This is a genomic window from Anaerohalosphaera lusitana, from assembly GCF_002007645.1.
GTDB lineage: Bacteria > Planctomycetota > Phycisphaerae > Sedimentisphaerales > Anaerohalosphaeraceae > Anaerohalosphaera > Anaerohalosphaera lusitana.
In genome coordinates, this window is the sequence record NZ_CP019791.1 from 2,705,659 (window position 1) to 2,717,712 (window position 12,054).

Consider the following 12,054-nt stretch of genomic DNA (forward strand, 5'->3'; position numbering starts at 1 on the left):
GCTTTCGGGGGAATGGCTTTGGGTGTGGCGCCAGCCACAATTACTCAGCAGGTAAGTGATGGCAATGAAACGATCACCCTTCAGATGACCAAGGAAACTATTCGGGGCAGCTATTTCGAAGTGCTGGTTCAGAATTCATCGGGGACTTATGATACATATACTGCGGGTGAGGTGCGTACGTATATGGGTACGGTTGACGAGTATCCAGGTGCGATCGCAGCTGGCATCTTGTTGAGCAATGATGTGCTCAAGACGAGGGTGTATTTTGACAGGGGCTATACATGGTTTACGTATGGCAGTTCGGTTACCGGCACTCGCGGCGACCTTACATCTACATATGCCCTGCCTACTACCGATACGATAAGTGCTAACCACGCGGGTACGGATACTTACCTTTTTGACATTGGTATAGACGTCGAATACCGGCATTACAGCGACAGCAGCCGGGGCGGCAGCAGTGTTGCGAAGTGCCTGGAAAACGTCGAGTTTTCAATGGCTAATATGAAAGCTGTCTATACTAGGGATCTCTTGCTAAGGCCAGCGCTCGGACGGGTGATCGTCCGTACTTCGCAGACATACTGCCCTTATTATGGTTTGACTGGCGGCAGTATTCTCGACGCGACGAGGGCAGAATGGGAAAACAATCAAAGAGGTCAAACAACTTACGACGCTGCTGCTGTGGCATGTGTTGGTGACGTTGGCGGCGGCCTTGCCTGGAATTCAGGTATAGGTTCAAATATGAGTATGTATTCGGTCAACAATTCTGAGTCTGACGGCAGTTTTGACATTATTTGGCGTCACGAGCTAGGGCACAACTGGTCAGCAAATGATATGCATGGGGGGCAAGCGGAAGGTAGGACGGTGATGAACGGCAACAAGCTTGGAAGGTTTGGCGCCCCTGCAACAGAGTCCATTTTGAACCATCGTGACGCAAATACGGGCATACTTGACAATATTGGAAGCTATACGAGCATCGATGCCCCGCCTTACGCAGCTCTGGATGCATCGGATAATGTCCAGGTGGTCGCTGGTACGCCAGTTAGCAGGACTTACGACGTGTTGGCTAATGATTATGATGGTAACGGCGATGCTATTTCGATTCTTTCATGTGACAGCACGTCTCAGCAAGGCGGGCAGGTTGCGATTTCGTCCGGGACCGGTCCTGGTGGTCGAGATGAAATAACTTACACAACTCCAAACAGTGGTTCAGATGGTCTGGATTATTTTTATTACACGATCCAGGACAGCACTGGCCAGACGGCAACTGGTATTGTGCTAATACCGGTTAGCTTCGTAACATGGGTTGAGACGACCGATGCGGACACTTTTGTGCGAGGCTCTGACTCAACTAACTATGGAAGCGAAAATTATTTATTCATCAAGCGGGATTCGGCGGGTGCCACGTCATCGTATACACGCACCGGATGGGTTCATTTTGATATAAGCAACAGGCATACATTTAATGCAGCAGAGCTTACCTTTACATGTTATGGCGGTATTTCCAGCAATGAAACCGTTACAGTATGGGGCATCAAGGACGGTCAGCCTGGCGATGAGCTTGGTGTGGACTGGACGGAATTGACTATAAACAGCACAAATGCCCCTCTGATGCCGGACTTTGCAGAAGACAGCAATACTACAATGATAGGGACATTCCAGTCTTCGACTGTTGCGGGAACGACCTTCAAGGTTAAGTCCCCTGAGTTAGATAGTTTCCTCCAGGCTGACACCAACGGAGAGGTTACATTTCTTCTGGTTAAAGAAATGAGCTCGTATCCACTGGAAGTTTGTTCGAAAGAAAACGGCAGTGGTGCGGCCACTCTGAGCTCGAGTCCGGTGCTGCCCGCGGACGCTTACGTTCGTGACGGTAGTTCAGCAGATACCAACTACGGCAGTGAGACATTCTTGCGAGTCAAGAGTGACAACACTGGCTACAACCGTCAAGCTTACTTGCGGTTCGACTATAGCGATGTGACTACTGATAATGTTCAAAGTGCAACACTGAAGCTGACGCCGGTTTCTGTTGTTTCCGGTGTTACACTGAGGATTCGGCTGGTAGATGATTCTCTAGACGGATGGCAGGAAGATGCCATCACGTGGAACAATCAGCCGACCAGCAGCGGAAGCGATGTTCAGTTATCGAGCAATAACCTGACGGTGGCTCAGCAGTACAGCATTGACGTTACATCGCTTGTCAATCAGGCGATGAATGCGAATGGTGTTGCGACGTTCCATATAGATTCACTTACTGCAGGTTCGTCTTACATGATCGACTTCGCATCCAAGGAAGATGCTGCAACTTCTTATCACCCTGTACTTGATGTTACTGCCAATACAGGTGATACTACTCCACCTGCTGCGCCTACTGGTCTTGGTGCTACGGCAGGTGACGGTTCGGTCAGCCTTGACTGGACGGACAACAGCGAAGGTGATCTGGAAAGCTACACTGTTTATCGCAGCACCACGAGCGGCAGCGGTTATGCGGCAGTTGCTCAGGGAGTGTCCAGCAGTGATTACACCGACAACACTGTCACGAACGGCACGACGTACTACTATGTTGTCACCGCAATTGATACGAGCAGCAATGAGTCGGGCTATTCCAGCGAGGTTTCTGCAACGCCTCAAGGCCAGCAGACCGTTGAGATGTATGTCAACTCGATCGTGATGGGTTCGCGGAATGCTGGGCCTAACTACTGGGGTCAGGCGACGGTTCACATCAAAGACGATACGGGTGCGAACGTAAGCGGCGCGACTGTTTACGGCACATGGTCAGGCGCGTACAGCGGCAGTGTGAGCGGTACGACGGCAGCGGACGGTACGGTATTTTCGAGACGGCGGACAAGGTCAAGAACGGCGGAACGTTTACGTTTACCGTGACGGACGTGACGGTCAGCGGCAAGACTTACAACGCAACGCTGAAAGTTGAGACCTCGGATTCTATTACAGTGCCTTAGTTTGATATGCGGCTGATTGACCATAGCCAAAAAAACTAAAGCGATACTTATAATTGCAGAGTATGTAATTAATTGTGCAGATGGGCCAGTCTTTTCGGCTGGCCCATCTATGTATTCTGACAATAAGCAAATCATAAAACGTGAATTGCCTGTGCGATTTGGTTGAACTAACCCTCCTCAATCAAGACTCGAACCTAAGTCCGGTGGTTAACAGTCTTATGGGTAGATTCTGTGCCCAATTGGTCAGTGCCGATCTAAGTGGCTTGACCCCGAAAAACTGTACCGTTGCTGATTAGAGAGTATCCGTTATAATTTGTTAGTTTTTATGGAAAGGATGCTCTTATGAAACGCAAGAATCACAGTCCCGAACAGATTGTCAAGATGCTCCGCCAGGCGGATGCTGTAATCGGCTCCGGCGGTACGGTCCAGCAGGCCTGCCGTGAGCTGGGCATCAGCGAGGCGACCTACTACAACTGGCGCAAGCAATACGGCCGCATGAAGCTCGACCAGGTCAAGCAGCTCAAGGCCCTGCAAAAAGAGAACGCCCAGCTCAAAAAGCTCGTTGCCGACCAGGCACTGGACAACGCCATACTCAAAGAGGCGCTTTCGGGAAATTACTGAGCCCGGCCCGGAGACGCAAAGCGGCCAGGCATGTTCAAAAGAGTCTGGCCGTATCCGAGCGTCGGGCATGCAAGGTGATAGGTCAGCCGCGAGCCAGCCAGCGGTATAAACCTCAGCAGCAGCCAACGAACACGGCACTGACCAGCAAGATAATCGAGCTGGCAAAGGAACACCAAAGCTACGGCTACAGGTTTATAACGGCCAAGCTTCGTCAGCATGGCTGGCGTGTAAATCATAAACGAGTTCAACGAATATGGCGAAAGGAAGCATTACAGGTGCCTCACAGACGCAAAGGACGAAAAACGAAAGGCAACAGCGACAACAGCTGCAGCGTGCAAAAAGCCGACTACAAGGACCATGTCTGGACGTATGATTTCGTCAGCGACCAGAGCGAGGACGGTCGCAGTCTGAAGTTTCTCACGGTGCTCGATGAGTTCACGCGTGAGTCGCTTACGATAGAAGTAGGCAGGTCGATCAAGTCGGGCGATGTGGTTGAAACGCTGGAATACCTGTTTGCGGTCCGAGGCGTGCCTGGGTTTATACGTAGCGACAACGGGCCGGAATTTGTGGCTAGTGCGATCAAGAAGAAGCTCGGCAAAAAGAACGTCGAAACGCTTTATATCGAGAAGGGTCAGCCGTGGGAAAATGGCTTCATCGAATCGTTCAACGGCAAGTTCAGAGATGAGGTGCTCAATCGTGAGCTGTTTTATTCGGTTAAGGAAGCGAAAGTGATTGTCGAACAGTGGCGGATGGAATATAATAACCATCGGCCGCACAGCGGGCTGGACTACGCGACCCCGGCCGAGTTCGCCGCCACGTGCATTGCTTCCGCTTCGCCTACGGCTCAGCTACAGCAATACACGACAGATGAGAAGGACAACTCTCTAACAGTAGCTGGTACATAATTCGGGGGCAGGTCATAAGATCATGAAGGGTGATTTGGGGTTGCCTGCTCTTTTCTGAATGACCCTAAAATCCCGCATCAGATTGTTCTGAGTCGGCGAATTAGATGTCTATCCTTTTTGAGCTAGCCGCTTTTGGATGGGTCTGAACCTTGCGGGAGCTATGAATGGATACGAGTATCCATCAAGGCAAAACAACACCTGCAGATCGGCCAAAAACTGAGATGTCTGTTCGGTCATCGGGAGGGTGCGTATTACGTGGTCTTTCGGTTCCCACTCAATAGTAGTTTCAGTCTGAGACTTCGGGGATACAGTAATTTTTTGTTCTCATAATCAATGTCCGACTAGGTGAGATTGAGGATTTCTTCTATGCGAAGTTTGCTACCATAAGCAATCTGACCGTGCATGATCTTAAGATGCTCTTTTCGGAACAGAGCGAGAGTGACAGGCTTTAGTTTGTTATGCTTGCTTTCGAGGTTTTGTGTGATTTCTTCTGTGATGTCGGGCGCTGCAAGGAGAATGTGCGGCTTGGGAGAGAATGCGAGGAAGGCTACGAACTTCTCGGTGTGACCTATAATAAACTGCAAAAGTGCTTTCCCTAAAGAGATCCTTGTCGTATCGACAAATATCGTCATTGTATATCGTATTTGACCGGGTGGGGAGTGTTTTTTGTGATATTCATAATTATCTCCTTTCACAATAAGTAGATTAAAATAGCCGTAACAGAAAGTATCCGTTGCGGCTTTTGGTTTTCACAGGAACCGTATGCAAGTAGACATTAATAGTCAATCTAAGCCACACACCTAAATTGCTTGGCCTCGGGAGCTCCGAAGGCGGTGATCTATGAAACAAAGCTATTTGACCTATATTAACAACACATCTCTCAACTAGAAAGTCAAGTTGAAATCTTGATTGGTAGTTGTATTTTCTTGTATAGTATTCTATTACTTATAAGGCTTTTTGAGTCGCAGAAATTTATCTTGGAGATAGCGATTATCCTGCACCAACCGTCCAAAGACAAAGTAGCTTCCGCAGCTATTGCACAGTGCTGAATGGATGCAGGATCCTGTTTTCGTTGGTGTTTTCAGTTTAGAAGCGGTTTCAAAACTCAGATTTGCCTTTCAGTGGTCATTTTTCCGTTCGTCTGCTTTGATTAACACTGTCAATAGAATAGCTATGGCCGATTTTAATCGCTTTGCCGAGGTGAAAAAATGCTCGCCGAGAACCCAAAAGCAGTTTTGAAACAGGTTCAAATGTTAGTGGGGCAGTAATAGCGATTATCCGGGTAGCTATTTAAAGAATGTTCCGGTAAATAGTACACGTCTGATTCCTGGATGAAGATAGGTTTTCCATCGATGCAAGGGTGGCATTCGGAGATCTCGATCGCGGGGTCGCTGCAAACCAGCTCATGTTTTTGATAGGCAAGTTGACAACCACGGGTTAAAACCCATGGTTGTTAACTGTGTTGACTTGAATAAAATTATGGCTTGTAAACTATTCTCAGCAAAGGATTTAGGATAAATCGTTCAGATTTCTTGTTTAAAATCTCGGGGCATTTTACATAAGAGATTAGAGAATGACACAGGTTTTGATTGGAAGATATGGATCAGCAAGGGCAGGACAATTCGGTTCGAGACGAAAAGGGTCGCGAGTTTGTTTCGCTCCTTACAGCGCAGCAGGCTCGTATCTATAGTTACATACTGTCTATGGTTCCCCGTCTAAATGATGCGGACGATATTCTGCAGGAGACCACAGGTCTAATGTGGGAAAAGTTCGATAGTTTTGAGCACGGAACCGATTTTCTGGCTTGGGGCAAGAAGTTTGCCTACTATCTTGTTCTTGACTATTACCGCAAGAAAAAGAAACGAAATGAGTTCTATTACGACCATCAGCTTATTGCAAAACTGGACCGTAATTTTCAGCGAGTTTCGGACTCGTCTAAGGACTATCAGACATATCTGAAGGGGTGTGTCAAAAAGCTCAAAGGGCAGGACCGTAAATTGCTTCAGTTGCGTTACTTTGAAAATCACACTGCAAAAAACCTCGCAAGTCGTTTCGGCTGTTCCGTCCAGTACGTATACCGCAACATCTCTAGAATTCACCAACTGCTTCTTGCTTGCATTCAAAAACAAGTAGCAGGGAAGGAACAATTATAATGGCCCTGAGTGCAAAACAAAAAAAAGAAATCATGGATCTGCTGATCCTCTCGCTGGACGACAAGGCGTGCAGAGCAGAATTGGAGTCGCTCAGGAATTTCCTCGAAGAGTCTGATGAGGCCAGGGATTACTATATTCAGGCTGTCAGTGTAGTTGAGAACATTCGCAAGATGGAGTGGAAGCCTGAGAAGCCCCAAGAATTGCCCAAATGCGATGATACGCTGAGCCATGAGGTATGGCAGGCTCTTGCGGAACAGGAAAAGATCGCTCCAACCGTTGAAATTCCAAGTGAAACGCCTGATCCGCATCTGATCGAAAATGTGGTTTATCCTCCGGCTGAAAAGAAGTCGTTGAGCAAGCTTTCCATTGCTACACTGGCATTTTCAGTAGCGGCGCTTTTGTTTTTTGCTATTCTCGTCAGACTGCCGGTGAATCGTCAGCTTGAAGTTGCTACGCTGAAGGACAGCATAAACGCACGTTGGGGTGCCAGTGAAACGATTCCCCAAAAGGGTGACCGGCTGATGACAGGGTCAAGGCATTCTCTGCTGGGCGACGGATTTGTTTCACTGCAATTCGACAGCAATGCAGCAGTTACAATCGAGGGACCGGCAGAATTTGAAATTATTTCAGATGATCGTATCAAACTACATTATGGTCAACTGTATTCAATAGTGCCGCAGGAAGCGATCGGTTTTTCCGTGGCAACTCCAAATTCAATGATCATTGACCTTGGTACTCAGTTCGGTGTCGGCGTTGACTTTAGGGGCAACACGGCCTTGCACGTTAACAAGGGCAAGACGATGCTGATAAGCGGGGAGAATCAGAGCAAGAAAAGTCAGGAAGTACCTGCTGGCCTGGCACGCAAAGTGTCGACCGGTTCTATGGAGGTGTCGGAAATTCCATGTGAATCAACATCGTTTGTTCGTCAGATAGATTCAACCACAAATATGATTTGGCGAGGTGAGTCGGAGATCGATCTGACTGACATGTTCTGCGGGGGAAATGGGCTTGGCACCAGCACTACGGACAAGAGTATAAATCCTGTAACCGGGGAACTGGTAGATTTTATTCATGAGGATCGTAAAGGCAGCGGCGAATATATTTTGATACCAGAGAGGCGTTATGTTGATGGTGTATTCGTGCCCGACGGCAACCAAGGATCAGTGGTTGTCTCCTCGGAGGACCATGTTTTCACAGAATGTCCGCCGACGAACAATATTTATTATTTCGATATTCATAAGGGTCTGGAGGTGGATCGTCTGTCCTTTGAAGGAGTTCAGCCGGACATGCGGCCCTCCGACAACAGTCCACAGAGTATTATGCTGCATGCTAATCTTGGGATCACTTTTGACCTTAGGGCCATCCGCAATGATTATCCGCTGTTGAACATCGACGGTTTCAAGACGTGGACCGGGATATCAGAAAACGCTGACCGTCAGGGTAATGCAGATGTCTGGGTGTTGGTGGATGGTGAAATTCGATACAGCAAGAAACAGATCAACGAAAAAGGACGGCCTTATCAGGTCCAGGTGGAATTGAAGCCATCCGACCGTTTCCTGACCCTGATCGCAACCGATGGAGGTGACAAAGACCTGCCGGTTGTTGAACAGCGAGCAACTGATTCGGATTGGTGTCTTTTCGTTGAACCAAAACTTATAACGTCGGTGGATGATTAAAATTGTTCCAGTTATTCATGGTGATGATATGAAGCGTAAATTAGGTGAGTGATGAATCGTTTTTAGAAATTTGTAACTTTTGTTTTTGGAGGGTATCAAGATGAAGAAGTTTATAATGTTGTTAGTGTTATGTGCTTGCGCTGCCGGCGTTAATGCTGGGACCGTGGCCTATTGGCGTTTCGAGGACGGTGTCCCAGGTGAGCAGGTCCAGCATGGTGCTGACCCGGCTCAGTTCAGTGCGGATATTTCGGATGTGTCCGGTAACGGCAATCATCTTTCGGTGTGGGAAACCCAAGGCGGCGGATCGTTCGGTTATCGTGCCGATGTTCCCTATTCCACAGTGCCGGGGACAGGAGCTGCCAATGATCTGAGCGTCAAGAACACCGGCGGCTTCCCGGGCATGTTTACTCAGACAGGTTCGCAGATAAGCACAATGGCTCCTGGGACGTTTACGATCGAGGCTTCTTTCAAAATTGAGAACGGCAACTATCGAACGATAATTGGCCGTGACTCTTACGGAACTGTTTCTGATAACTCGGCACTAGCAGCTTTGTACCTCCAGGCGACGCCGGACAATGCCCTGGCTATCAAGTATTCGGATGTTTCCGGTTTCTGGCACGAGGCAGTTTCAGAAAATGCCATCTTTGAGTCGTTTGACTTTGGCAGCGACCCAACCGGTTCAAATGTGCCCTGGTACAGCGTTTCTGCTGTGAGCGATGGTTCAACTTTGTCTCTGTATCTGCGCGAGGCAGGCGCTGGTGTGTGGGACCTGATCGCTGAGACCGATATAGCAGCAAGTGGAAGTGAAGACACTGCTTTGACTGCTGGTGCAGGTGACGGCGGCGACTGGGACGCCGGTAACTGGACGGTTGCTCGTGGTTTGTACGACGGCTGGCACGGCGACAGGGCCTGGGGCTTTGTTGATGAAGTTCGCATCAGTGACGAAGCTCTTAGCCAGAGCGAATTTCTGGTACCTGAGCCCGCAACATTGGCATTGATGGGCTTGGGATATATGACTTTGCTCAGAAGGCGTAAATAGTGAAGTATGCCGGTTTGGGTTGAATACGGCACAAAGTTTAGTGTGAAATGTAAAGCGTTCTATTTTGTTGTTAAGACCAGGAGATCAAAGATGAAAAGATTTATGTTGTTGTTAGCAATTGTATGTTTGGCCGGTACGACCGTTATGGCGAATACGGTCGCCTACTGGCGATTTGAAGATGGTGCGGCCGGTGAACAGGTCCTGCATGGTGCAGGCAGTGGTGCGTTCGCTGCAGATATTTTGGATGTATCGGGTAACGGCAATGATCTGTCAGTTTGGGATGACACGGCGTTTGGCTACCGCGATTCAGTGGCCTACGCTACCGTTGCCCAAACCGGTGCTGCAAATGCCCTCTGTCTTAAGAACACAAATGGTGTTCCGGGTATGTTCACTGAGACAGGTTCACAGATCAGCACGATGGCTCCGGCACAGTTCACCATCGAAGCTACTTTCAAGCTTGAAAATGGTGGATTTCGCTGCATCATAGGCCGTGACAGTCAAGGGACAGCGGATGAAAACGGCGACCTTGCAGCTTTGTACTTCCAGGCTCTGCCAGATAATGCATTGGCCATCAAGTTCTGTGACCAGGACGGATACTGGCACCAGGCAGTTTCGGCGACAGGTATTTTCCAGTCGTATGATTTTGCCTCTAACCCCAATGGCGACGGGATCCCCTGGTACAGCATGACTGCAGTTAGCGACGGTCAGACTCTGTCTCTGTATCTGCTCGAGCATGGCACAGATTACGACTATCGTTTGATCGCTCAGACTGATCTGACAGAAAGCGGCAGTACGAATACTGCACTTACCGCAGGTGCCGGTGACGGTGGTGACTGGGATGCCGGTAACTGGACAGTTGCACGCGGTCTGTATGGAGGCGGACACGGTGACCGTGCATGGGGATACATGGACGAGATCCGCATTTCGGATTCGGCTTTGAACCCAACCGAGTTCCTGGCAAGGCCTGCAGGCTTCACGAATGCAGTATCGCCGGCACGCGATGTATTCCTGTCTACGACCACCTCAGCCACTTATTCGTGGACCGTTGATATCCCACAGGATTCACAATTTGACCGCTATGAGGTATATGTTGCAGATAACTACGCGGATCTGGCACAGGACACGCCCACAACTTATCTGCACAAATCTGCGGCAATTACAGATGTGGCCACGACCACTTACACCTGGTCCGGTCCTTATGATTACAACAACGACTACTTCTATCGAATCGATGCTGTAACATATGACCCCAACTATGCGGACGGAACTGCTGTGTATGATTCTACAACTGTACATCCTGGAACTATCAATCGTTTCTTTGGGCCAAGAGCCTGTCCGGATGTAGGTATTTCAGGTGACGTGACTAACGTGCCCGACGCAACAGATCACAGCTACACACCGCAGGATGCTGTCTTTATAGCACCCATTACTCGCGGTACAGTCGGTGTCAAGGAAATTACGTGGTACAAGGTAGTCGGTGAGCAGGACAACTTCGAAACTCCTGATCCCAATGACCCTGCCGACATTATGATAGCCAATGTACCTGGTGATACTGAAGTCACCTATAGTCCTGATGTGACAAATGCAACTGAAACAACGCTGACCATTGTTGCTGCCGACAGAGCGGACAATGGCGACTACTACGCATATGTCAAGCTGCTTGACCCAATGGGCAACGGCGATGGCTGTTATGACCTTTCGCCTACAGCAAATGTCTTTGCTCACGGCGGTGCAAGTGCATCTACTGACTACCTGGTTCACCGTTATGGTTTCGACGGCGATGCCACGGACTCTATCAGTGGTGCACACGGTACAGTAGTCGATAACGGCGATGTGAACTATTCGTTCACTGACGGCAAGATTGTACTCAACAATAGCGGCCTGACCTCTGGTCCTGTTGAAACGGTTACTGATCCTGCTGATCCCGAGGCCACACGTGACATGCTTTTGCCTGTACAGGGTGCTTACGTAGATCTGCCAAACGGTATTGTTTCTGCTTTGGGCAAGAGCGCTACTGTCATGGTATGGTTCACATATGATGCTGCTGACACAGGTAACTGGCCACGTGTATTCGACATGGGTACATCTACCGGAGGCGAAGATTTCGCAACCGGCCTTGATGGCGTCGAGGAGATAAATGGCGAATACTACCTGGCTGATGCACCTGATTCGCAGGAATATATAATGATGAGCCCGAAGGTTGACGCTGGACCCGCATGGCGGTTTGAGACAGTTCTTAATGGCGGCAGCACCAGCCGAGTAACTCAAAACCCCGACAACTCAGGAGTCGCAGGTGGTCAGCAGGCTTGCGTTGCATGTACTTTTGACGGTGCAGCCGGCATCCAGAAGCTGTATTACAACGGTATGGAAGTTGCCGAAGACAGTGACTTCTTTGTAACTCTTGCTGACATCATGGACGTGAACAACTGGATCGGTCGTTCTCAGTTCAACGACGCTATGTTCAGCGGTTCGATCGATGAGTTCCGTATTTATAATTTGGCGTTGACCGGCCCATGGGTTGAAGCTTATTACGAGCTTGGCCCAGATGCCTACAATGTCACACCTAACCCATGTGTTGAAGAATTGGGTCAAATGGACTTCAACGATGACTGTAACGTAGATATGGCTGACTTCGCTGAATTTGCTGCAGAATGGCTGCATTGCGGCCGTCTCGATACAGTTGATTGTCAACTGTAGTATGTAGGA

The 12,054-nt window shown here is 49.1% G+C and carries 7 protein-coding genes; 6 read left to right on the top strand and 1 reads right to left on the bottom strand.

Annotated elements, in window-relative coordinates; translation table 11 throughout:
* The first annotated feature begins 24 nt into the window (after positions 1-24).
* Positions 25-2,877, top strand: a complete 2,853-nt coding sequence (locus tag STSP2_RS10995; protein ID WP_169853159.1) for a CBM96 family carbohydrate-binding protein — start codon at positions 25-27, stop codon at positions 2,875-2,877.
* 419 nt (positions 2,878-3,296) lie between these two features.
* Positions 3,297-4,480 (top strand): IS3 family transposase gene (locus STSP2_RS11000; RefSeq protein ID WP_418202197.1). Its coding sequence is split into 2 segments (ribosomal slippage): positions 3,297-3,561 and positions 3,561-4,480, totalling 1,185 coding nucleotides; the frame shifts between segments, so codons are not numbered across the junction.
* Between the two features lie 341 nt (positions 4,481-4,821).
* Here STSP2_RS11000 and STSP2_RS11005 read toward each other — a convergent pair.
* Positions 4,822-5,064: a hypothetical protein gene (locus STSP2_RS11005; RefSeq protein ID WP_146662632.1), complete on the bottom strand. Its 243-nt coding sequence runs from the start codon at positions 5,062-5,064 to the stop codon at positions 4,822-4,824.
* Between the two features lie 1,014 nt (positions 5,065-6,078).
* On the opposite strand from STSP2_RS11005, the gene STSP2_RS11010 reads away from it, so the two are divergent.
* From STSP2_RS11010 to STSP2_RS11025, 4 genes are all read left to right on the top strand, one after another.
* The gene (locus STSP2_RS11010) at positions 6,079-6,633 is read left to right on the top strand and encodes a sigma-70 family RNA polymerase sigma factor (protein ID WP_146662633.1); all 555 of its coding nucleotides are present in this window, start codon (positions 6,079-6,081) and stop codon (positions 6,631-6,633) included.
* Positions 6,633-8,309: an NPCBM/NEW2 domain-containing protein gene (locus tag STSP2_RS11015; RefSeq protein ID WP_146662635.1), complete on the top strand. Its 1,677-nt coding sequence runs from the start codon at positions 6,633-6,635 to the stop codon at positions 8,307-8,309. Before STSP2_RS11010 ends, STSP2_RS11015 begins: the two co-directional genes overlap by 1 nt.
* 115 nt (positions 8,310-8,424) lie before the next feature.
* A complete protein-coding gene (locus STSP2_RS11020) occupies positions 8,425-9,348 on the top strand; it encodes a PEP-CTERM sorting domain-containing protein (RefSeq protein ID WP_169853160.1) in 924 nt (307 codons plus the stop codon).
* Between the two features lie 90 nt (positions 9,349-9,438).
* The gene (locus STSP2_RS11025) at positions 9,439-12,045 is read left to right on the top strand and encodes a LamG-like jellyroll fold domain-containing protein (RefSeq protein ID WP_169853161.1); all 2,607 of its coding nucleotides are present in this window, start codon (positions 9,439-9,441) and stop codon (positions 12,043-12,045) included.
* Positions 12,046-12,054 lie beyond the last annotated feature (9 nt).

Coding starts and splice junctions, on each gene's coding strand:
- STSP2_RS11010 (WP_146662633.1), top strand. CDS start 6,079: ATGGATCAGCAAGGGCAGGACAATTCGGTTCGAGACGAAAAGGGTCGC.
- STSP2_RS11015 (WP_146662635.1), top strand. CDS start 6,633: ATGGCCCTGAGTGCAAAACAAAAAAAAGAAATCATGGATCTGCTGATC.
- STSP2_RS11020 (WP_169853160.1), top strand. CDS start 8,425: ATGTTGTTAGTGTTATGTGCTTGCGCTGCCGGCGTTAATGCTGGGACC.
- STSP2_RS11025 (WP_169853161.1), top strand. CDS start 9,439: ATGAAAAGATTTATGTTGTTGTTAGCAATTGTATGTTTGGCCGGTACG.